The organism is Mesorhizobium sp. B2-3-2, assembly GCF_006442295.1.
In the GTDB taxonomy this organism is placed as follows: Bacteria; Pseudomonadota; Alphaproteobacteria; order Rhizobiales; family Rhizobiaceae; genus Mesorhizobium.
This window is the reverse complement of sequence record NZ_VFWA01000003.1, coordinates 428,274-449,535: the sequence shown is the minus strand read 5'-3', so window position 1 is coordinate 449,535 and position 21,262 is coordinate 428,274. Positions and strand designations below refer to the sequence as shown.

Sequence of the window (21,262 nt, the reverse complement as noted above, 5' to 3'; positions counted from 1 at the left end):
CGACTGGAACCTGATCCGTCCCGGTCGGCCGGGCTGGGATGTTGCGATGGGCCGGTCGGATCCGGGCCAGTTTGGCCCGGATCCGCTCGGGAGGTGGAAGCCTAGGCCTCCGCGGGTGCGGCTCTTACTTGATCGCGTCCCAGCTCTTCTGAATGTCGGTGGCGACGTCCTGCGCCGACTTGCCGCCGACCAGGTCGATCATGCCGGTCCAGAAGGCGCCGGCGCCGATCTTGCCCGGCATCAGGTCCGACCCGTCGAAACGGAAAGTCGAGGCGTTGGCCAGGATCTCGCCCTGCTTGCGCAGCGCATCGCTGGCATAGGCATCCTTGTTGACCGCCTTGAACGGGGTGACGAAACCGCCTTCGGCCATCCAGATCTCATGAGCGAGCGGCATCTTCAGGAATTCGATGAAGGCGCGGGCGGCCTTCGAGTCCTTGGTGATCATCGCCAGCGTTCCGGCGCCGAGCACGGGAGTGCCCAGTTCGGGCTTGGACGCGTAGGGCGGGAAGTAGAAGAAATCCGCATCCTGGCCGATCTTCGTGCCTTCCGGGAAGAAGGTCGGGATGAACGACGCCTGATGGTGCAGGTAGCATTTCGGCGGCACCGCGAAGAGGCCCTTGGGGCTGTCGCGGAAATCGGTCGCCGCAACCGCCTTGGCGCCGCCATCGACCATCTTGTCGTCGGTCGCGATCTTGCCGAAGATATCGATTGCGTTGACCACTGCCGGGTCGTTGAACGGGATCTCGTTCTTCACCCATTTGTCGTAGGTTTCCGGAGACTGCGTGCGCAGCATGAGGTCTTCCACCCAGTCCGTCGCCGGCCAGCCGGTGGCGCCGCCCGATCCGAGCCCGATGCACCATGGCGTACCGCCGTCGGCGATGATCTTCTTCTCGAGGTCGGCGAGTTCTTCCTGCGTTTTCGGCACCTTGTAGCCGGCTTCCTCGAAATTGTCGGGCGAGTACCAGACCAGCGATTTCACGTCGGCCTTGTAGGGGAAGGCGAAGAAGCCCGGCTTGCCGTCCTTGTCCTTGAAGGTGCCGAGGTCGACCCATGACTGGCCGGCGCCGTAATTGTCCTTGACCCATTTGGCGGTGTCGTCGCCGAGCGGCGTTAGGAGACCCTTGGAAGCGAGATCCTGGATCAGGCCGGGTTGCGGCAGAACGGCGATGTTGGGCGGGCTGCCGGCCTGCGTGTCGATGACGATCTGCTGTTCGTAATTTTCCGAGGAGGAATATTTGATCTCGGCGCCGGTGGCTTCCGAGAAATAATCGAGTACACCGCGAACCAGGGCCTCGTCCTCGCCGCGCCATGGCCCGAAGATCGACAATGTCTCGCCCTTGAGGTCGACTTTCTTGAGCTCTTCGTAGTTTGCCCAGTTGAAACGCTTGTCCTCGCCCGGCTTGAATTTCAGTTCGGCCTGCGCGGGCGCGCCGAGGGCGAGCACGGCAAGCGCGGCGCCCAGCAAAAGCATTTTCTTCATCGGTATTCCCTCCCAGTGGGTCACAAACACCGGACGGAACCTCCATTCCGCCCGCCGACGCCGCAGGACTGTGACTCAGTCGGAAAGGAACCGCAACCTTTCGAAGAGTCTTCCAAAGCGCTTTGGCTTTTTCGATCTCGCCATTGAATCGTCCTGAAGTCAAGAGGTGCAACAAGTTAATCGATTTAATCTCGGGGTTCGATGCCTGGGATATCGCGCTGCAGCACGCTTTTTTTGGCAATGCAGCAGCAATTTATGTTTCAAACCTGCCCCAAGCCCGCCTATGGTCGTCATGGTGTGCCGAGCCTGTTGCAAGACTTGGGTCGATTCAATTTAAAAGCGCTTTGAGGAATGGAGGCCTCTCGTGAACCTGAAGCAGCTCGCGCATATGCTGGCGCTTTCGCAGACCACGGTAAGCCGGGCGCTGAACGGCTATCCCGAGGTCAACGAAGAGACGCGCCGGCGCGTCATGGACGCCGCCAAGCGCCATGGCTATCGCCCCAATCCGAGCGCGCGCCGGCTTGCGACCGGCAAGTCCGGAATGATCGGCTATGTCTTGCCGACGGGTGCTGCCGTCGACATCGACCCGCACTTCGTCGAATTCCTGTCCGGCCTTGGCGACTATGCGCGCTCGCACGAGCTCGACCTGGTGCTGTCTCCCGCCGACGCCGACGACCAGGAGACGACTTACCGGCGCATCGTCGCCAACCGCCAGGTCGACGCCGTTTACATCTCCTCGCCGACGCCGGCCGACCGGCGCGTGGCGCTGGTCAATACGCTCGGTATACCCTTCATCATCCATGGCCGCAGCGAAGGTTTCGATTTCGACTATCCCTATCTCGACATCGACAATGAGGGCGCGTTTCACGAGGCGGCGCGACTGCTCGTCCAGCTCGGCCACCGGCGGCTGGCGCTGATCAATGGCGATGACCGCGAAACGTTCGCCGTGCATCGCGAGCGAGGTGTGCGCCGGGCGCTCGCCGCGAGCGGCCTGACCCTGGGCGACCGCCATGTCTGTTCCGTCGCCATGACCGAGGAGAACGGCTATCGCGCCGCCCGGCGCCTGCTCGAACAGGATGGCGCGCCCACCGCGATCGCCTGCTCCAGCCTGATCATGGCGCTGGGAGTCGTGCGCGCCGTGCGCGACCTTGGCCTGAGCATCCCCGGCGACATCTCATTGATCGCCCATGACGACGTCTTTCCCTGGCTGAAGCCGGAGAACTTCTCCGTGCCGCTGTCGACGACGCGCTCCTCGATCCGGCTCGCCGGCGCCCGCATCGCCGAGCGCCTGGCGGCACGGATATCGGGGCTGGAGGAGGGCCCGCGCGGCGAGGTCTGGCCGGTCGATCTGGTGATCAGGGGATCGGTCGCCGGAGCCCCTGCTCTGGGATAGAGCCAGTCGCTCCGGTGGGCCGAGTTAGACCGCTTGCGGGCGTTGCCGGAAGATCGGTTGCAGTGTCATGGATAGTGGTCTGCCTGCACCGCGCTTGCTTTGGCTTTTAGAGGGTGGCAACCAGTAAGCCAAAGCCATCAACCAGTTCTCCTGGATGCCCACTTGCCGATATTCCCGTTCTCCGAAATGGATCCAATCCAACATCCTGGCCCACCGCCGAAGCGTTCGGAGGTGGTCATCATTGGTGGCGGCATCATCGGCGTAACGACGGCTCTTTTTCTGGCGAAGCGGAACATTCCGGTCACGCTGCTGGAAAAAGGCCGCGTTGCGGCCGAACAATCGTCCCGAAATTGGGGCTGGATTCGAAAGCAGGGGCGCGACGCAGATGAACTGCCAATTGTCATCGAGGCTTTTCGCCTATGGCGGCAACTGGCTGAGGAATGCGGCGAAGACATCGGGCTGGATCAGACAGGTGTGACCTATCTGGCGAACTCCGACAAGGACATGGCCGGTTTCGAAGAGTTCATGAAGATCGCCGCGATCCATGGGCTCGACACTCGCCTCCTGGACGCGGACGAAACCGCGAAACTCATCAAGGGCATGTCGCGCAAGTTCAAGGGCGCAATGACGACGCCCTCCGACATGCGCGCGGAGCCTTGGTTGGCGGTGCCTGCGCTTGCTCGTCTTGCCGTCCGAAAAGGCGCCAAGATCATAGAGAATTGCGCAGCGCGAATCCTCGAAATCTCAGCTGGCAGGATCAGAGGAGTGTGGACCGAGGCGGGATATATTGAAACCTCCAGCGTACTGGTCGCGGGCGGCGCCTGGTCGTCCCTCTTCCTGAGAAGACACGGCGTCTCCATCCCCCAACTCAGCGTCAGGGTAACCGTAGCCGCAACGGAGCCTATGCCTGAAATCTATGCAGGTGCGGCAGCGGACGAACACATCGCTTTCAGGCGCCGACAGGATGGCGGATACACGCTCGCCCCCGGAGGCAGTAATTTGCTCTACCTGGGGCCTGACGCATTCCGGCACGCCACCAAGTACCTTCCCGCCCTCATGGCCAATCCGCTCGGAACCCGCTACTTTCCGTACGCTCCATCGGGTTACCCTGACAGCTGGTCGATTCCGCGCGATTGGACCCCGGATTCCCGGAGTCCTTTCGAAAGAATGCGGGTGCTCAACCCGGCCGCTGAATGCTCCGGTCTCCGTTCTGTAGAGCGCAATTTCAGACGCCTCTTTCCACAGTTCGAAACAGTTCGCTTGAAGGCAGGGTGGGGAGGCATGATCGACGCCATGCCCGATGTCGTCCCCGTCGTGGACCACGCGCGGGCAGTCGTCGGTCTTTTCGTCGCGACGGGAATGAGTGGTCACGGATTCGGTATCGGACCTGGAATCGGTCGCGTCGTTTCCGACCTGATTCAGGGTAACGCGAGTGGGCATGATCTCAGCCGCTTTCGGCTGTCACGCTTCTATGATGGAAGCGCCGTTCGGTTGGGTCCGGCCCTCTAGATGTTTAGTCCAGCATTCGCTCCGTCTCGGCCGTCGCAAATAGCCGTCGACTGAATTTAGGGGCGTGTCGCCAAGGATCATTCCTTCGCTGTCTCGGCGGCCTTGATGTCCAGCAGCCCGTAGCCGAAATCATCGTCCCGCCCTTTCGAACCGAGATCCCGGGCCGTTGCGGCAAGCGCCTTTTCGATGGCGTCGGCCGATCGGTCGGGCGAAGCATGGATGAGATTGGCGATGGCACCACTGACGATCGCCGCCGCAAAAGAAGTGCCGGTGACCACATCCGAGCCCGCGCCGCTCGGCGCCACCATCTCGACGCCCGGCGCCGAGATGAAGACATAGGCGCCGCGATTGGCCTGCGGCATCAGCCCATCCCGGGCGTCGGTGGCGGTCACCGCGATGACGCCGTCGAAGGCGGCCGGGTAGCCATAGGGCGCCTTGGGCCCGTTGTTGCCGGCGGCGGCGACAAGAACCATGCCGAGCGCGCGTGCATTGCGGCAGGCGACGCCGAGCAGGTCGTTTTTCGGACCGACGAAACTCATATTGATGATGCGCACGTCTTGGCTTGCCGCCCAGTCGAGCGCCGACAGGATGACGTCCATGGTCGACTTGCCGCCTTCGAAGGCACGTGCGTGATAGATCCTGGCGCCGGGCGCCATGCCCTTGAGCGCGCCGACGCCGGCGATCAGCCCGTCGATCGAGGTACCGTGATCGCGCTTTTCGACCGCCACGTCGGGCATGGCGTCGAACTGGCCGGCGATGACCCCGGCCAGTGCCGGATTGGTCTCATCGATGCCGGTGTCGATGACAGCGACGCGGACGTTCTCGCCGCTCGCCTGGCTGGAATCGAGCGCGATGCGCTCGAACGCATAGTTGACGATGCCCGCCGCCTGCTGCAGCGAATAGATATGGTTGGGCTCGCGCCGCTGCGTGCGGCCGTCGGCAGCAAGCTGCGCCAGCACGACGCCGACCGGGCGGCCGTCGGGAATGCCGAAGCGCACAAGTGTGGTGCCGAGCAGAAACGATTGGCGCTGCGAGCGCACATCGAGGCCGAAGGAAGCGGCGATCTGCTGCACGGCGCCCGCATCGCCATCGACGGTGACCAGCACCTCGTCGGGCACGAAATCGCCGGCCACGGCGCGTGGCGGCTGAACGGCGATGAGATCGCTCGGCGAGACGATCGGCCCGCCCGAAGGCGGTCCGGCCTGCGTGCCGGCGGGCGGCGCCACCGGGTCCGGCCGTGGCGTCGGCACCGGTGCCGCGGGAGCGGCCGGATTGGGGAACAGGTCGACGATCAGGGCGGGAAGAAACACGGCGTCCGCCGCGCCGCCACTGTCGCCGCCGGCGTTGCCGTCCTTGGCACAGTCGGGGCCTGCCGCATTGGCGCCGTCGCGGCAGTCGATCTTTCCCCGGTTGGCATTGGTGTCGTTGCCTTGCGCCGACGCAGGCCCGGTGGCGATCGTCATCGCCGCCGCAAGGATTGCCGCAAATCGAATGACCGCCTCAGCCGCCATCGGCCGGTTTCCTTCCCTCGATCACGGTGTCGGTGAAAGGCTGGGCGGCAACAAGGCCGAGTTGCCTAGTATAGTCGGCCGCGTTCGCGGCCGGAATGCCAAGCCGGAACACGCCCCCGGCGGCCGGTCCGTCCAGGATCTTCAGTCCGCTGCTGTCGAGAAAGGCGGCGATGTCGGACATTTTCGCGTCGGGCTTGAACTTGACCAGGGCGAACGGCATCTTCGCCATCTCGTCCTGCGCGCCCGCGATCTCGAAATTGCCGCCCTTGCCGCCGGGCTGCACGAACGACTGCACCATGACCAGCGCCAGCAGAGCCGCGGCCGCCGCCCAGGCGACGCCGACCGGCAGCGCCATGAAGCGGCTCCAGACCTGCGCCAGCCAGGACGAACCGGCGGCGGCGCGCACCGGGCCAGCCTCGGCATCGAGCGCCCTGGAAAAGCGGCTCAGCGCATCGGCCGGCGGACGGATCGCCTCATTGACGGCCGCGGTGCTGGAGAATTCGGCCTCCGCCTCGCCAAGAGCCGCCATCGCCGCCGGATCGTTGGCCAGCCATTCCTCGACGGCCTCCAGCTCCGAGCCTTCCAGCGAACCGTTCAGGTAGAACGGCAGCAGCGTTTCCATTTCATCGCGGCGCGACATCTTTTCAGCGGCGCTCATGGCCACCCCCTGTCGTAACCGGCGGCCTTGAGGGCCTCGCCGAGTTTCTTGCGGGCATAAAACATCCGGGTCTTGACGGTCGCGACCGGGATGTCGAGCACCTCGCCGATCTCGGTCACCGATTGCCCCTGATAATAGGCGAGATCGATTACCACACGATGCTCATGCGGCAAGGCATCGATGAAGCGGCGCAGGGCGGTGCTCTTGTCCTCCTTCATGGTAACGATCTCGGGCGTATCGGCGCTGTCGGGCACCGCGGCGGCGGCCTCGTCGTCGATCCAGTCTTCCTTTTTCTTGCGCAACAGGGACAGCGCCTTGAAGCGGGCGATGCCGAGCAGCCATGTCGAGACTTCGGAACGTCCCTCGAAACCCGGCGCCTGGCGCCACAGTTCGAGGAACACCTCGTTCGCGATATCGTCAGCCATCATTTCCGATCCCGTCTGGCGCGCCACGAAGCGGTATATCCGCGCGTGGTGGCGCATGAACAGGAGCCGCACAGCGGCCCGGTCGCCCTTCGCGACCCGCTCGACAAGCGCGCGATCGGTTTCCATCGCGGCCGTCATGGCCGATCGAGCCGCCTGGCTCCTGCCTGCTCTGTCGCTGGTCGGTCCAAAAAGGTTCATCCTCCGCCAAGGAATTTGCGGAGGCTAACCGAAGAAGATGAGCGTTGCCAGTAGGTGTGCTTTTTCCTTCTCCCCTTGTGGGAGAAGGTGGATCGGCGCGCTAGCGCCGAGACGGATGAGGGGTGTTCCAGCGGAGTGAGGCGTTGGTGTTCTCTGGAGCACCCCTCATCCGTCGCCTTCGGCGACACCTTCTCCCACAAGGGGAGAAGGGGAGCTAGCGCAGGAAAGGCTTCGCCTTCATCGTCGCCGGCACCGACACGCCAAGCCGGCTCAGAACCGTCGGTGCCACCTGCAATTGGTCGAGCAACGTGTCGGCATCCGGTCCGTTGCCGCCGCCGAAATAATACAGCGCGAAATCCTGCATCTCGTCATCATGGCCGCCATGGTGGCCGCGGTCGGTCTGGCCATGATCGGCGGTGACGATCACCTCATAGCCGGCATCGCGCCAGCGCGGCAGGAATGCAGCCAGCATGCCGTCCATCGCGTAGCAGGCATGGTCCATCTCATGACAGTCATGGCCGAAACGATGGCCCATCGAGTCCAGCGTGCAGGTATGCAGGATGCCGTAGTCTATGCCGTGGCGGCTGCTCAGCATGGTCAGCGTCGCGAACAGGTCGACATCGCTCGGCGTCATCTGGTTGCGCGCGTTGTAGCCGGTCATGGTGTGGAAGCGGCCATGCGTGATCGGCCCGCCCGGCTCGTCATACTCCATGTCCTCGACGAGGTCGAACGGGTAGGAACGGAAGAACTCCGACCAGTAGGAGTGGGTGACCGCGCCGGTTGTGCCGCCGGCCTTGGTGACCTCCGAGAAGATGTCGGGCTGGCTGACGCGGAAGCGGTTCTCGTTGGAAAGAATGCCATGTGCCTGCGGCGGCACCCCGGTATGGATCGAAGCGTAGCAGCAGGCCGAGGTCGACGGCAGCACCGAGCGCATCTTCCATACCCGCGCTTCGCCCGACTGCACCCAGCCTTCGAGATTGCCCATCAGTCGGCGCCAGTTTCGGTACGGCACGCCGTCGAGGATGATCAGCAACAGTTTGGTCTTGAGCGCCACGAACTGCTCCATGCGATTGTCGGGTGAAACGAGCGCGCCGCGTGTCGCACGGACGCGCGGCGCTTTCGGCAGGGACCTGACGTCAGGCGTTCAGCCAGCATTCGCCAAGCGCGTAGCCGTCCATCATCTCGCCGATCGGGCTCTTGGCGAAGCCGCCGACCTTGTTGGTGGCGGCGTCGATGAACTGGTTGAAGAAAGGGACGATCAATCCGCCTTCGTCGCGCATCAGCACGGCCATGTCGTGATAGATCGCCTTGCGCTTTTCCTGGTCGAGCTCCCCGCGCGCCGCAAACAGCATCTTGTCGAACTCGGGCCGCTTGAAGCGCGTGTCGTTCCAGTCGGCGCTCGACACATAGCCGGTGGAATACATCTGGTCCTGCGTGGCACGCCCGCCCCAGTAAGACAGCGAGAAAGGCTGCTTGTTCCAGACCTCCGACCAATAGCCATCGCCCGGCTCGCGCTTGATCTCGATCTTGATGCCTGCCTTGGCGGCACTCTGCTGATAGAGCTGCGCCGCATCGACGGCCCCGGGGAAGGCGACGTCGGAGGTGCGCAGCAGGATCGAGCCGCTGTGGCCCGACTTCTTGTAGAGCGCTGCAGCCTTTTCCGGGTCGAACTTGCGCTGTTCTATGGCCGAAAACAGCGGATAGGCCTCGTTGATCGGGAAGTCGTTGCCGACCGAACCATAGCCGCGCAGGATCTTTTCCAGCATCTCGTCGCGGTCCATGGCGAGCTTGAGCGCCATCCTGAGATCGCCATTGTCGAAGGGCGCGGTGTCGCAGAACATGTTGAATGGGTAATAGCCCTTGCCCGAAACGTTCTCGATGCTGACGCCGGGGATGCGCTTGACGAGATCGACCACCTTGGGCTCGACGCGGTTGATCATGTGCACCTGGCCGCCCTGCAGGGCCGCCAGCCGCGCCGTCGCATCGTTGATGACGACGATCTCGACCTGGTCGGCATGGCCCGCCTTGTCGCCCTGCCAGTAATTGGCGAAGCGCTCGCCGCCATGACGCACGCCCGGCTGGTTGACGGTCACCTTATAGGGGCCGGCGCTGATGCCCGCGTTCGGATCGTCCTTGCCGCCATTGGGCTGGATGACGAGATGATAGTCGGCCATCAGATAGGGGAAGTCGGCATCGGCGTCGGCAAGCGTGACGACGACCTCCTTGCCGCTGGCCTTGATGCCCTTGATGTTCTTGAGAATGCCGAGTGCGCCCGACTTCGACTTCTCGTCGGCGTGGCGCTCGATGGTGGCCGCGACATCCTCCGCGCCGACCGTCTTGCCATTGTGAAACTCGATGCCGTCGCGGATCTTGATCGTCCAGGTCTTGGCATCCGGGGAAGCGCCGATGTCCTCGGCGATCAGGTTGACCAATTTGTTGTCGGGGGTGAGGCGGACCAGATATTCGCCCCACTGCTTGCCGAAGCTGAAGGTGACCTGGCTTAGATTCAGCGCCGGATCGAGGCTGTTGGTGGATTCGCCGCCCTGCAGGCCGGCCTTGAGAATGCCGCCCTTGACCGGCGTCTGCGCGAAGGCTTTCCCGGCCAGCGTCGTTGCCAGCGCCGCCGACACGCCCAATGCCGCGGTGCGGCCCAAAAAGTCACGCCGCGATATCCGGCCCTGGCCGGCGAGTTCCGCGAGATGGTCGAGTTCAGTCTTCATGTCCTACCCCTTTTTGAAACAACCGCACACAGGCGCTGCCCTCCGAAGGACGTGTGGCCCTCCAGTGTTGCATGCGGATGACGTTCGTCATCTCCTTGACTGGCGAACCGCTAGCTAGTTCCCGGCGCTCGCCATGCGTCGCCCCTTGATCGCCTTTTCCAGCCAGCCGATCTCCATTTCCGGAACCGAGGACAACAGGAGGTCGGTATAGGCATCGAAAGGCGGTGTGAGCACCTTGCTTTTGGAACCGTAACGGACCACCTCGCCGCGATACATCACCGCGATCGAATCGGCGATCGACCTTACCGTCGCAAGGTCGTGGGTAATGAAGAGATATGCGACCTTCTCATGCTGCTGCAGGTTCAACAAAAGCTTGAGAATGCCGTTGGCCACCAGCGGGTCGAGCGCCGAGGTCACCTCGTCGCAGATGATCAGCTTCGGTTTGGCGGCGAGCGAGCGGGCGATGCAGACGCGCTGCTTCTGGCCGCCCGACAGCTCCGCCGGATAGCGGTCGATGAAGCCTTTGCCCATCTCGATCTCGTCGAGCAATTCGGCGACGCGCCGGTCGCGCTCACGTCCCCGCATGCCGAAATAGAACTCCAGCGGCCGGCCGATGATGGTGCCGACGGTCTGGCGCGGGTTCATGGCCACGTCGGCCATCTGGTAGATCATCTGCAGCTGCCGCAGATCCTCCTTCGGCCGGTCGGCAAGCCGGTTGGCCAGCGGGCGCCCGTCGAAGGTCACCGTGCCCTGTTCGGGCGGCAGGAGCCCTGTGATGGCGCGCGCCAGCGTCGACTTGCCAGAGCCGGACTCGCCGACCACTGCCAGCGTCTGGCCGGGATAGATATCGACGGAGACGTTCTTCAGCACCTTGACATGGCCGCCGCCATAGGCGGCGGTGACGTTCTTCACGGACAGGAATGGCGAGGCGCCGGGTTTCTGCTCGGCGTGTTCGATCTCGTGCACAGACACCAGAGCGTTGGTGTATTCCTGGCGCGGTTCCTTGATGATCTGGCGGGTGCCGCCCCATTCGACCAGCCGGCCGTGGCGCAGCACCATGATCTCGTCCGACACCTGGGCGACGACGGCGAGGTCGTGGGTGATATAGAGCGCGGCCACATGCGTGTCGCGGATGGCGTCCTTGATCGCCGACAGCACGTCGATCTGCGTCGTCACGTCGAGCGCCGTCGTCGGCTCGTCGAAGACGATCAGGTCCGGTTCCGAGCACAGCGCCATCGCCGTCATCACACGCTGCAGCTGGCCGCCGGAGACCTGGTGCGGGAAACGCTCGCCGATGGTTTCGGGATTGGGAAGGCTGAGCTTCTTGAACAGCGCGACGGCGCGTTTCTCGGCCTCCGCGCGCGTCGCCCTGCCGTGCAGGAGGGTGGCTTCGACGACCTGGTCCATCAACCTGTGCGCCGGGTTGAACGCCGCTGCCGCGGACTGCGCGACATAGCAGACCTCGCGGCCGCGCAGCTTGCGGAAACCTTCCTTGCCGCCCTTGAGGATGTCGCGGCCGTTGAGGAGCACCTCGCCGCCGGTGATGCGCACGCCGCCGCGCCCGTAACCCATCGAAGACAGGCCGATGGTCGACTTGCCGGCACCGGATTCGCCGATCAGGCCGAGCACCTTGCCCTTCTCCAGCGTCAGCGAGACGTCATGGACGAGCGTGATCGCCCTTGGCGCTTCCCCCGGTGGATAGACCATGGCCTCGATGCGCAGGTTGCGGATATCGAGGAGCGGGCTGGACTTCGCTTTGCTGTCGGCCATCATCCGCGTCCTCCTTTCAGGCTTGTCGTGCGGTTGAGCACCCAGTCGGCGACGAGATTGACCGAGATCGCAAGCGCCGCGATCGCGGCCGCCGGTATGAGCGCCGCGGCAATGCCGAAGACGATGCCGTCCTTGTTTTCCTTGACCATGCCGCCCCAGTCGGCATCCGGCGGCTGTACGCCGAGGCCAAGGAAGGAGAGCGTCGACAGGAACAGTACGGCATAGATGAAGCGCAAGCCGAGTTCCGAGACCAGCGGCGACAGCGCATTGGGCAGGATCTCGCGGAAGATGATCCAGGCGCTGCCTTCGCCGCGCAGCTTGGCGGCTTCGACATAGTCCATGACGTTGATGTCGACGGCGACCGCGCGCGACAGGCGGTAGACTCGGGTCGAGTCGAGAATGCCCATCACCAAGATCAGCGTCACCAGGTTTGTCGGCAGCACCGAGAGCACGACAAGGCCCATGATCAGCGTCGGGATCGACATCAGGAGATCGACGAGGCGCGACAGCAGCGTGTCGAACCAGCCGCCGAACACCGCCGCCGAAAAGCCGAGAATGGCGCCAAGCGAGAAGGACAACGCCGTGGCGAGCACTGCGATGAACAGGGTGATGCGCGCACCGTAGATCATGCGCGACAGCAGATCCCGGCCAAGGTTGTCGGTGCCCAGCCAATGCGCCGCCGACATCGGTTCCCAGACGTCGCCGACGATCTCGCCATTGCCGTGCGGCGCAAGCCAGGGCGCGAAGATGGCCGCCAACACGAACAGGGCCGTCAGCACCAGGCCGACCAGTGCGGGCACGGGGATGCGTTTGATGTCGAGCATGCCCGCCCTCTTCATTTGGGGTGCCTCAGGCGCGGATTGGCGACGATTGCCGCTATATCAGCGACGATGTTGAGGCCGATATAGACGGCGGCAAAGATCAGTCCGACCGCCTGCACCACCGGCACATCGCGCTTGGTGACGTGATCGACTAGATACTGCCCCATGCCGGGATAGACGAAGATCACTTCGACCACGACCACGCCGACGATCAGATAGGCGAGGTTGAGCATGACGACGTTGATGATCGGCGCGATGGCGTTCGGGAAGGCATGTTTGCGGATGACCGCGAAAGCCGAGAGCCCCTTAAGCTCGGCGGTCTCCACATAGGCCGATTGCATGACGTTTAGGATCGCCGCGCGCGTCATGCGCATCATATGGGCAAGCACCACCAGCGTCAGCGCCGCCGCCGGCAGCGCGATCGCCTGCATGCGTTCACCGAAAGGCATGCCGTCATAAACGGTCGAGATGGCGGGGAACCACTGATGCTGAACCGCGAAGTAGAAGACCAGCAAGTAGCCGATGAAGAATTCCGGGAAGGAGGTCGAGGCGAGCGCCAGTCCCGAGATCAGCTTGTCGACCCAGCCATTGCGGTAGCGCACCGCGATCAGGCCAAGCGTTAAGGCTAGGGGAATGGCCACGATCGCCGCCCAGAAGGCGAGGAACAGCGTGTTCCACAGCCGGCCTTTGATCGATGTCGCGATGTCCTGTCCGCTCGACATGGCGGTCCCGAGATCGCCGGTCAAAACGCCGCCGAGCCAGCGGAAATACCTGATATAGGCCGGGTCGTTGAGACCAAGCTGCTCACGCAGATTGGCGAGCGATTCCGGTGTCGCCGACTGCCCCAGGATGGCTTGCGCGACGTCGCCGGGCAGGATCTGTGTGCCGGCGAAGATCAGGACCGAGACGGCCAACAAAAGGAGGATGCCCAGCGCGACGCGCTGGGCCACCAGTTTCACGATAGGTGAGGACATCTGGGCAAGGCCGGCTCAGGCTTCGAGCCAGCACTTTGCCAGGGCGTAGCCATTCATCAACTCCTGGTGCGGATCGTCCACCCAGCCGCCCACCTTGGCGCCGGTGGCGTCGATGAACTGGTTGAACATCGGCAGGATCAGGCCGCCTTCGTCGCGCACCATGACGGCCATGTCGTGATACATCGCCTTGCGCTTGGCCTCGTCCAGCTCGGCGCGCGCCGCCAGCACCATCTTGTCGAAATCCGGGCGCTTGAAACGCGTGTCGTTCCAGTCGGCGGTCGACAGGTACGCGGTCGAGTACATCTGGTCCTGGGTCGAGCGTCCGCCCCAATAGGAGGCGCAGAAGGGCTGCTTGTTCCAGACCTCGTTCCAGTAGCCGTCGCCCGGCTCGCGCTTGAGCTCGATCTTGATGCCGGCCTTGGCGGCGCTCTGCTGGAAAAGCTGGGACGCGTCGACGGCGCCGGGGAAGGCGACGTCGGAGGTCCTGAGCAGCACCGTGCCGTCATGCCCCGACTTCTTGTAGTGGAACTTGGCTTTGTCCGGATCGTATGTCCGCTGCTCGATCTCGGTGAACAGCGGGTAGGAGGCATTGATCGGGAAATCATTGCCGAGCGAACCGTAACCGCGCAGCACCTTCTTCAGCATTTCTTCGCGGTCGATCGCCAGCTTCAGCGCCATCCTGAGGTCGTTGTTGTCGAAGGGCGCCGTATTGCAGTGCATGATGAAGACGTAGTGGCCCGGTCCCGCATGGTTGCGGATGGTGACGCCCGGCACGCGCTTGATCAGGTCGACGATCTTCGGCTCGACGCGGTTGACCATGTTGACCTGGCCGCCCTGCAGGGCTGCCGTACGTGCCGTGGCGTCGTTGATGACGATGATCTCGATCTGGTCGGCATGGCCCATCTTGTCGCCCTGCCAGTAATTGGCGAAGCGCTCGCCGCCATGGCGCACGCCGGGCTCGTTGGTGGTGACCTTGTAGGGCCCCGCCGAGATGCCGGCATCGGCCTTGTCCTTGCCGCCATTGGGCTGGACGATCAGGTGGTAGTCGCTGAGCAGGTAGGGCAGATCGGCATTGGCTTCCTTCAGCGTCAGCACCACTTCCTTGCCGCTGGCCTTGATGCTTTCGATGCCTTTCATGTAGCCGAGCGCGCCGGACTTCGACTTCTCGTCCGAATGGCGCTCGAGCGTGGCGGCGACGTCTTCGGCTGTCACCGTCTTGCCATTGTGGAATTCGACGCCGTCGCGGATCTTCAGCGTCCACACCTTGGCATCGTCGGACGAGCCAATCTCCTCGGCGATGCGGTTCTCGAGCTTGCCCTCGGGGGAAAGCTCGACGATCAGTTCGCCCCACATCTTGCCGAAGGCGAACGGCACCTGCGTCATGAACAGGGCTGGATCCAGGCTGTTGGTGGACTCGCCGCCAACCAGGCCTGCCTTGAGCGTGCCGCCCTTGACCGGGCCGGCTGCTCGCGCCGCGCTCGAAAGCAGCGAGTTGGCGAAGGTCGCGGTGACGCCGAGCGCTGCCGCCCGGCCGAGAAAATCACGACGGCTGAGCTTGCCTGAAGCGACACGTCGGCTAAGGAATTCCAGTTCGTTTGACATTTTGAGTTCCTCACTCTGTTGGTTCGACCTTAGTGGTCGTTTTCTTGTTTCTTGTGAGGGGAATAATGACCGCAAGGGAAAGCGGTAAGCAAGACCGAATGCGACATGCCGTGGCGTAAATGGCACGTCGCAATTGGACCAATGCCTTGCCGCTCAAACAAGCGAGCGAGGAACCGCCTGTTCGAAATCGCGTTCGAAGACGAGTTTTTCGCCTTCGTAAGCTTCAATTCGGGCGCTTACGATGAAGTTTTTGGCGTCCGAGCGTATTTCGGCCGATGTTTCGGTGCGCACCGACCATCCGCTTCGCGACAGGGTTTGCGTCCAATGCGTGCGTCCCCCGGCCGACAACGGATCGTCCGGGTGGATCGTCCAGGTCTCGCGGGCGATGCTGCCGTTCGCCAGGCCATGTGCAAGATCGCGCACCTCGCCGAAATCGTCTTCTATGGAAAGCGTGACGATGCCGGTCTTCTCGTCGCGGTCGACGTGGCGTTCCGAATTGGCCGGGCGGATGGTCTCGGTTGCCCAGGGAGAAGCGGCCTCCGGCGCGGCGAACGTGACCTCGTCGCTTGTCGCCAGCGGGCGCAGCGGCAGCTTCAGCGTCGCCGCCGACAGGCTTAGGCGGACCGGCTCCGGCGAGGGCCAGATCATGGGCCAATAGGCGTTCGAGACGGCTATGCGCAAATGGTGGCCGGCCGGCACGCGATAGGCGCACTGGTCGAGCACGACGCGTGCGGAAACGCTCTCGCCGGGGACAAGCGCTTGCGGGAATTCGTGCGAGAGACGATGCGTGAGGTTGAGTACGCCATAGGAGATCAGCTCGGAGGCGCCATCGGGATGCACGTCGCAGAGCCGCACCGCGATATTGGCCTGCGGGCGGTCGCAGCATAGCCGGACCTCGACTTCCGGCGCGCCGACGATGTCGATCGCCTCGGCGAGTTCCGGCTGGTCGAAACACACCGACAGCGCGTCGTCGGGGCGCTGGTCGCCCGGCAATTCCGGGCCGAAGGTGAACGGGAAATACTCGCCGCCGGCCAGCCCGCAGCTTTGCGGCGAAGCGACGGTGGCGGATTTACCGCCCGCCGGGACCAACTCGATCGTTTGCGTCTTGATGTCGGGCGAAGGCCACTGCCGCTCCGCCACCCAGCGGCCCGGCCGTTCCGGATGCCAGCGCGCTGGCCGCATGCTGTCCATCACATAGGCGCGGTAGGCCGGGTCGGCCTCGACGCCGGTCTCTATGCCCTTCAGCCAGCGATCCCACCAGCGCAGCGCTTCCTGCAGGAAGCCGATTGCCGGCTGGGGCGCGGCATAATGCGGGTATTTGTGGATCCACGGGCCGACGATGCCTTTGACCGGCGCCTCGATGTTGGCGACGAGATGCGAGATGGTGTTGCGGTAACCGTCATGCCAGCCACCGATCGACAGCACCGCGGCTTTGACGGCGGAGAAGTCCTCGCAGATCGAGCCGCGTTTCCAGTAGGCGTCGCGGTGCTGGTGGCTGAGCCACAGCGGCAAAAGGAAGGCCTGGTTCTCAAGCCGTGTCAGCCACAGGTCGCGCCATTTGTTGTTGCCCGCGATCAGCGGGTCCGGTGGCCGTGACGAATAGGACAGCATCGTCGAGGCCCAGCCGAAATTTTCCAGCAGCAGGCAGCCGCCCTTGTAATGGATGTCGTCGGCGTAGCGATCGACGGTCGAGCACAGGCTGATCACCGCCTTGAGCGCCGGCGGCTGCATGGCCGCCACCTGCAGGCAGTTGAAGCCGCCCCAGGAAATGCCCATCATGCCGACATTGCCGTTGCACCAGGGTTGGGCCGCCGCCCAGGCGATGACGTCGCAGGCATCCTGCAATTCCTGCTCGGAATATTCGTCATCCATCAGCCCTTCGGAATCGCCATTGCCGCGCATGTCGACGCGGATCGAGGCATAGCCGTGGCCGGCGAAATAGGGATGCGTCAGCTGGTCGCGAAAGATGGTGCCGTCACGCTTGCGGTAAGGCAGGTGCTCGAGGATGACAGGCACCGGATCGTCGCCAGCGTCCTCCGGCATCCAAATCCGCGCCGACAGCCGGCAGCCATCGGGCATGACGATGCCCATATCGGGCAATTCGACGACCTTGCGGGGAAATTCGGTGACGGTTTTCATGGGCTGGCATAACGCCCCGGTACGCGGCGACTTTCAATCGCCATTCGCGACTGGAGCAGCGAAATATGCGACCTGTACCGCTGCTTGGTGCCCTCAGTTCAGCGGAATGTCATTCTCGGCCTTGTTCGCCTGATAGTCGCCAGAGAGCGCGTCATAAAGTGCTGCAATCTTGCCGATGCGCGCCTCCAGCCGCCCGCGGTCCCCCTCGGGCAGTGCCCGCACCAGCCTGCGTATGGAAAAGCTCTTCCAATAGGCGTTCTCGGCATTGTAGCCGCCGGGATCGAGGGTGAAGACCTCTTTCAGGATTTTCAGATCGTGCGGGATGGCAAAGCTGTCGCGCGAGTCCTCATGAGAGAAAAGGTAGTAGAAATTGTCGAAGCCGGTCCAGGTGATCGCCGACAGGCAGAGCGAGCAGGGTTCGTGCGTGGCCAGGAAGATGGCGTCCTTCGTGTCGACACGTTCGGCTTTGGGCATTTCGTAGAAGCGTTTCAGGCAGTGCACTTCGCCATGCCAGAGCGGGTTTTCGATCTCGTTGTTGGTTTCGGCCAGCACCAGCGAGCGATCGCCTTTCTTCAGGATCGCCGCGCCGAACAGCTTGTTGCCATGGGCGACGCCTTCCTCCGTCTTCGGCACGATGTCGTGCTCGATGACATCGAGCAGGCGGTCGATCAACGAAATGTCGGTCATCACAGGGTCTCGTCGGCGAGATGAATCTCGTAGGCGTGCGAAAAATGGAATTCTTCGAGGTTGGAGCCGTCGCCGCCACGGTCGACGATCAGGAAATCCTGGGGCTCGCCGATCGGCGTCAGCACGCCATGCCAGAGATTGCGGCGGTAGTTGATGCCCTGCCCGGGCGCGGTGATGAAGGCATGCGGCTCCCCCGGACCGTCCTTGCCGTCATGGCAGACGACGACCAGGAACGGTCGTGGCGACAGCGGGACAAAGGCCTGGCTGCCGAGCGGGTGACGCTCGACCATGCGCAGCGTGAGCGGCAATTCGTAAGGCGTGCCGCGCACCATCGAGATCAGCACGCGGGCGTTCGGCCCTACCGCCTCGGCGGTCGCCAGATCATGGTAGCGCTCGGCCTTGCCGCCATTGATCGGGTAGTGGTTGTCGCCGCCCATGTCGATGACATCGCCGAACGGGGCAAAGCCCTCGCGGGTCAGCGGCCGCGCGACGATGGGGGTCACGGCGCACGCCCAGCGATCCCGGCACCGCCGAGCTTGGCGTGCCTGTTGACGTCCTTATAGAGCAGGTAGCGGAATTTTCCCGGTCCGCCGGCATAGCAGGCCTGCGGGCAGAAGGCGCGCAGCCACATATAGTCGCCGGCTTCGACCTCGACCCAGTCCTGGTTGAGGCGGTAGACCGCCTTGCCTTCCAGCACGTAGAGCCCGTGCTCCATCACATGCGTCTCGGCGAACGGAATGACCGCACCCGGTTCGAGGGTGACGATGGTCATGTGCATGTCGTGGCGCATGTCGGCGGGATCGACGAAGCGCGTCGTCGCCCAGCGGCCATCGGTGCCGGGCATCGGCGTCGGCCCGATGTCCTGCTCGTTGGTGAAGAAGGCTTGCGGGACCTCGAGGCCGCCAACGGACTCATAAGCCTTGCGTATCCAGTGAAAGCGGACAGCCGATTTGCTTTCGTTGCGAACAGTCCAGCCGCTCGACGGCGGCAGGAAGGCGAAGCCGCCCGGCTGCAAGACATGTCTTTCGCCGGCAAGCAGGACGGTCAGTTCGCCTTCGACCACGAACAAGGCGCCCTCGGCGCCGGCATCGGGTTCCGGCCGGTCGCTGCCGCCGCCGGGCGCGACCTCGACGATGTACTGCGAAAACGTCTCGGCAAAGCCCGACAGCGGCCTCGACAATATCCAGACGCGGGTCTTGTCCCAGAATGGCAGGGCGCTGGTGACAATGTCCTGCATCACGCCCTTGGGGATGACGGCATAGGCCTCGGTGAAGACGGCGCGGCCGGTCAGAAGCTCACTCTGGCCGGAATGGCCGCCATGTGGAGCATAATAGGTTCGCTCGGGCATCCTGATCGTATCCATGGGTTCAAACCTATTGCGGAAGCATGTCCTTGAGGCGGAAGAGCGCGATGCGCTCGACCTGTTTGCAGGCGGTCTCGAATTCGACGCCGCGGCTGTTGCCGATGCGCCTTTCGAACTCCGCCAGGATTTCTTGCCTGGTCTTGCCCTTCACCGCGACGATGAACGGGAAGCCGAAGGTGGTGACGTAGGCGGCGTTAAGCTTGGAAAACAGCTCGCGCTCCTTGTCGGTCAGCGCATCGAGGCCGGCCGAAGCCTGCTCCCTGGCCGATTCAGCCGTCAGCCGCCTGGCCGTTGCCAGTCTCCCGGCAAGGTCAGGATGGGCGTTGAGCACGCCGAGCCGCTCGGTTTCGCTTGCGGCGCGGAAGACGCGGCAGAGCGCATTGTGCAGACCGCCGGCGCTGTCGTGCGCCGGGCCAAGTTCCAGCTCGTAGGCGCGCTCGGCGATCCACGGCGAATGTTCGAAAACGCCGCCGAAAGCATGCACGAAGGCTTCGAATTCCATCCTCGAAGGGCGCAGCACCGGCGGCTTGTATGGATGGGTCTCGCGCCAATGCCTGGCGATGTCGATGCGCCGCGCCAGCCAGACCCTGTCGTGCGACTTCACATAGTCGACGAAGCGCTTCAGCGCCGCCGCCCGCCCCGGCCGCCCGACAAGGCGGCAGTGCAGGCCGATATTCATCATGCGCGGCCGCCCAGCCTTGCCTTCGGCATAGAGCGTGTCGAAACTGTCCTTCAGATAGGCGAAGAACTGGTCGCCCGAGTTGAAGCCCTGCGGCGTGGCGAAGCGCATGTCGTTGGCATCGAGCGTGTAGGGGATGATGAGCTGCGGCCTGTCGGTTCCTTCATCCGCGAACCAGTAGGGCAATTCGTCGTCATAAGTGTCGGAGACGTAGTCGAAGCCGCCTTCCTCCGCCACCAGCCGCACGGTGTTGACCGACGTCCGGCCGGTGTACCAGCCTGTCGGGCGCGCGCCTGTCACTTCGTAGTGCAGCTTGATCGCCGCTTCGAGGTCGCGGTGCTCGTCCTCGGCGTCGTGGTCGCGGTAGTCGATCCATTTCAGCCCGTGCGAGGCGATCTCCCAGCCGGCATCCTGCATCGCCGTCACCTGGTCGGGCGAGCGGGCGAGTGCCGTGGCGACGCCGTAACAGGTCACCGGCACCTCGGCCTCGGTGAACAGGCGAAGCAACCGCCAGAAGCCGGCCCGCGCCCCATATTCGTAGATCGATTCCATGTTCCAATGGCGTTGGCCGGCCCAGGGAGCCGCGCCGACGATTTCCGACAAGAAGGCTTCCGAAGCCTTGTCGCCATGCAGGACGCAGTTCTCGCCGCCTTCTTCGTAGTTGACGACGAATTGCACGGCCACATGCGCGCCGCCGGGCCATTTCGGATCCGGCGGATTGGCTCCGTAGCCGCGCATATCTCTGGTGTAACGCATCGTCCCTCCCGCGGGGCATCGCCCGAAGTATGATCAGGATATCGAAAGGGTGCTTCTCGCATTCCCCCGAAAATTTTTGAAAGTGTTTTTGTCGCACTCCGCTCGACCGGGACTTATGCATCGCCTTTAATTGGCGCACAATTCATCAGTAATGTTGGCTGTACCGGCCGGTTTGTTCGTATTGGAATGGGAGGCGGACAATGGCAGAAACGTCGAAAGCCGATGGCGGGCGTCTGACGACCCATGTCCTCGACACCGCGACAGGCAAGCCCGCGGCGGGATTGTCGATCGCGCTCTACCGGATCGATGGCTCGGCCAGGACGCATCTGAAGACGGTCGCCACCAACGCCGACGGCCGCTGCGACGCACCGCTTTTGGCCGGCGCGGATTTCCAGACCGGCGAATACGAGCTGGTTTTCGCCGCTGGCGACTATCTGCGGCGCCAGGGAACGAAACTGCCCGAGCCGGCCTTTCTCGACACCGTGCCGATCCGCTTCGGCATGGCGGATGCCGTGCACTATCATGTGCCGCTGCTCGTCTCGCCCTATGGCTATTCGACTTACAGGGGGAGCTGAGA

18 protein-coding genes are annotated in these 21,262 nt (G+C 63.7%); 3 read left to right on the top strand and 15 right to left on the bottom strand.

The features are described 5' to 3' along the window. Nucleotides 1-124: 124 nt before the first annotated feature. On the bottom strand, nucleotides 125-1,480 hold the full coding sequence (locus FJ964_RS10790; RefSeq protein WP_140550369.1) for an ABC transporter substrate-binding protein: 1,356 nt from the start codon (nucleotides 1,478-1,480) through the stop codon (nucleotides 125-127). 364 nt (nucleotides 1,481-1,844) lie between these two features. On the opposite strand from FJ964_RS10790, the gene FJ964_RS10785 reads away from it, so the two are divergent. Both FJ964_RS10785 and FJ964_RS10780 read left to right on the top strand, forming a co-directional pair. Next, nucleotides 1,845-2,873: a substrate-binding domain-containing protein gene (locus tag FJ964_RS10785; RefSeq protein ID WP_140550368.1), complete on the top strand. Its 1,029-nt coding sequence runs from the start codon at nucleotides 1,845-1,847 to the stop codon at nucleotides 2,871-2,873. A 162-nt stretch (nucleotides 2,874-3,035) separates the two neighbouring features. Next, entirely contained in the window at nucleotides 3,036-4,382 is a 1,347-nt protein-coding gene (locus tag FJ964_RS10780) for an FAD-binding oxidoreductase (RefSeq protein WP_140550367.1), read from the top strand. Between the two features lie 77 nt (nucleotides 4,383-4,459). Here the strand turns inward: FJ964_RS10780 and FJ964_RS10775 are convergent, their stop codons facing one another. From FJ964_RS10775 to puuE, 14 genes are all read right to left on the bottom strand, one after another. After that, nucleotides 4,460-5,893, bottom strand: a complete 1,434-nt coding sequence (locus FJ964_RS10775) for a S8 family serine peptidase (RefSeq protein WP_140550366.1) — start codon at nucleotides 5,891-5,893, stop codon at nucleotides 4,460-4,462. Then, a complete protein-coding gene (locus FJ964_RS10770) occupies nucleotides 5,883-6,551 on the bottom strand; it encodes an anti-sigma factor (protein WP_140550365.1) in 669 nt (222 codons plus the stop codon). Before FJ964_RS10770 ends, FJ964_RS10775 begins: the two co-directional genes overlap by 11 nt. Then, nucleotides 6,548-7,114, bottom strand: a complete 567-nt coding sequence (locus FJ964_RS10765) for a sigma-70 family RNA polymerase sigma factor (RefSeq protein ID WP_140550364.1) — start codon at nucleotides 7,112-7,114, stop codon at nucleotides 6,548-6,550. Before FJ964_RS10765 ends, FJ964_RS10770 begins: the two co-directional genes overlap by 4 nt. A gap of 274 nt (nucleotides 7,115-7,388) precedes the next feature. Further along, nucleotides 7,389-8,228 (bottom strand): alkaline phosphatase family protein, encoded by an 840-nt coding sequence (locus FJ964_RS10760; protein ID WP_140550363.1) that lies wholly within the window; start codon nucleotides 8,226-8,228, stop codon nucleotides 7,389-7,391. Nucleotides 8,229-8,310: 82 nt separating this feature from the next. Continuing rightward, nucleotides 8,311-9,894, bottom strand: a complete 1,584-nt coding sequence (locus FJ964_RS10755; protein ID WP_140550362.1) for an ABC transporter substrate-binding protein — start codon at nucleotides 9,892-9,894, stop codon at nucleotides 8,311-8,313. 114 nt (nucleotides 9,895-10,008) lie between these two features. After that, nucleotides 10,009-11,664: an ABC transporter ATP-binding protein gene (locus FJ964_RS10750; protein WP_140550361.1), complete on the bottom strand. Its 1,656-nt coding sequence runs from the start codon at nucleotides 11,662-11,664 to the stop codon at nucleotides 10,009-10,011. Continuing rightward, complete coding sequence (locus FJ964_RS10745) at nucleotides 11,664-12,488, bottom strand: ABC transporter permease (protein WP_140512801.1); 825 nt, start codon at nucleotides 12,486-12,488, stop codon at nucleotides 11,664-11,666. The genes FJ964_RS10750 and FJ964_RS10745 overlap by 1 nt, the downstream gene beginning before the upstream one ends. Nucleotides 12,489-12,499: 11 nt before the next feature. Then, entirely contained in the window at nucleotides 12,500-13,459 is a 960-nt protein-coding gene (locus FJ964_RS10740; RefSeq protein WP_140550360.1) for an ABC transporter permease, read from the bottom strand. Between the two features lie 15 nt (nucleotides 13,460-13,474). After that, on the bottom strand, nucleotides 13,475-15,061 hold the full coding sequence (locus tag FJ964_RS10735) for an ABC transporter substrate-binding protein (protein WP_140550359.1): 1,587 nt from the start codon (nucleotides 15,059-15,061) through the stop codon (nucleotides 13,475-13,477). Between the two features lie 153 nt (nucleotides 15,062-15,214). Continuing rightward, nucleotides 15,215-17,200, bottom strand: coding sequence for a CocE/NonD family hydrolase (locus tag FJ964_RS10730; protein WP_140550358.1), 1,986 nt, complete (start codon nucleotides 17,198-17,200; stop codon nucleotides 15,215-15,217). Nucleotides 17,201-17,293: 93 nt separating this feature from the next. Further along, on the bottom strand, nucleotides 17,294-17,887 hold the full coding sequence (locus FJ964_RS10725) for a nucleoside deaminase (RefSeq protein WP_140550357.1): 594 nt from the start codon (nucleotides 17,885-17,887) through the stop codon (nucleotides 17,294-17,296). Then, a complete protein-coding gene (locus tag FJ964_RS10720) occupies nucleotides 17,887-18,390 on the bottom strand; it encodes an ureidoglycolate lyase (protein ID WP_140550356.1) in 504 nt (167 codons plus the stop codon). Before FJ964_RS10720 ends, FJ964_RS10725 begins: the two co-directional genes overlap by 1 nt. Beyond that, nucleotides 18,387-19,250 carry a bifunctional allantoicase/(S)-ureidoglycine aminohydrolase gene (locus tag FJ964_RS10715; protein ID WP_140550355.1) on the bottom strand — a complete coding sequence of 288 codons (864 nt, stop codon included), beginning with the start codon at nucleotides 19,248-19,250 and terminating at the stop codon, nucleotides 18,387-18,389. The genes FJ964_RS10720 and FJ964_RS10715 overlap by 4 nt, the downstream gene beginning before the upstream one ends. Nucleotides 19,251-19,260: 10 nt before the next feature. Beyond that, a complete protein-coding gene (puuE, locus tag FJ964_RS10710) occupies nucleotides 19,261-20,685 on the bottom strand; it encodes an allantoinase PuuE (RefSeq protein ID WP_140550354.1) in 1,425 nt (474 codons plus the stop codon). Between the two features lie 200 nt (nucleotides 20,686-20,885). On the opposite strand from puuE, the gene uraH reads away from it, so the two are divergent. Continuing rightward, a complete protein-coding gene (uraH, locus tag FJ964_RS10705; RefSeq protein ID WP_140550353.1) occupies nucleotides 20,886-21,260 on the top strand; it encodes a hydroxyisourate hydrolase in 375 nt (124 codons plus the stop codon). Nucleotides 21,261-21,262 lie beyond the last annotated feature (2 nt).

What these genes read in the sequence shown, in the direction of transcription:
- FJ964_RS10790 (WP_140550369.1), bottom strand. Translation starts at nt 1,480, where the DNA reads ATGAAGAAAATGCTTTTGCTGGGCGCCGCGCTTGCCGTGCTCGCCCTC.
- FJ964_RS10775 (WP_140550366.1), bottom strand. Translation starts at nt 5,893, where the DNA reads ATGGCGGCTGAGGCGGTCATTCGATTTGCGGCAATCCTTGCGGCGGCG.
- FJ964_RS10770 (WP_140550365.1), bottom strand. Translation starts at nt 6,551, where the DNA reads ATGAGCGCCGCTGAAAAGATGTCGCGCCGCGATGAAATGGAAACGCTG.
- FJ964_RS10765 (WP_140550364.1), bottom strand. Translation starts at nt 7,114, where the DNA reads ATGACGGCCGCGATGGAAACCGATCGCGCGCTTGTCGAGCGGGTCGCG.
- FJ964_RS10755 (WP_140550362.1), bottom strand. Translation starts at nt 9,894, where the DNA reads ATGAAGACTGAACTCGACCATCTCGCGGAACTCGCCGGCCAGGGCCGG.
- FJ964_RS10750 (WP_140550361.1), bottom strand. Translation starts at nt 11,664, where the DNA reads ATGGCCGACAGCAAAGCGAAGTCCAGCCCGCTCCTCGATATCCGCAAC.
- FJ964_RS10745 (WP_140512801.1), bottom strand. Translation starts at nt 12,488, where the DNA reads ATGCTCGACATCAAACGCATCCCCGTGCCCGCACTGGTCGGCCTGGTG.
- FJ964_RS10740 (WP_140550360.1), bottom strand. Translation starts at nt 13,459, where the DNA reads ATGTCCTCACCTATCGTGAAACTGGTGGCCCAGCGCGTCGCGCTGGGC.
- FJ964_RS10735 (WP_140550359.1), bottom strand. Translation starts at nt 15,061, where the DNA reads ATGTCAAACGAACTGGAATTCCTTAGCCGACGTGTCGCTTCAGGCAAG.
- FJ964_RS10730 (WP_140550358.1), bottom strand. Translation starts at nt 17,200, where the DNA reads ATGAAAACCGTCACCGAATTTCCCCGCAAGGTCGTCGAATTGCCCGAT.
- FJ964_RS10725 (WP_140550357.1), bottom strand. Translation starts at nt 17,887, where the DNA reads ATGACCGACATTTCGTTGATCGACCGCCTGCTCGATGTCATCGAGCAC.
- FJ964_RS10715 (WP_140550355.1), bottom strand. Translation starts at nt 19,250, where the DNA reads ATGGATACGATCAGGATGCCCGAGCGAACCTATTATGCTCCACATGGC.
- puuE (WP_140550354.1), bottom strand. Translation starts at nt 20,685, where the DNA reads ATGCGTTACACCAGAGATATGCGCGGCTACGGAGCCAATCCGCCGGAT.
- uraH (WP_140550353.1), top strand. Translation starts at nt 20,886, where the DNA reads ATGGCAGAAACGTCGAAAGCCGATGGCGGGCGTCTGACGACCCATGTC.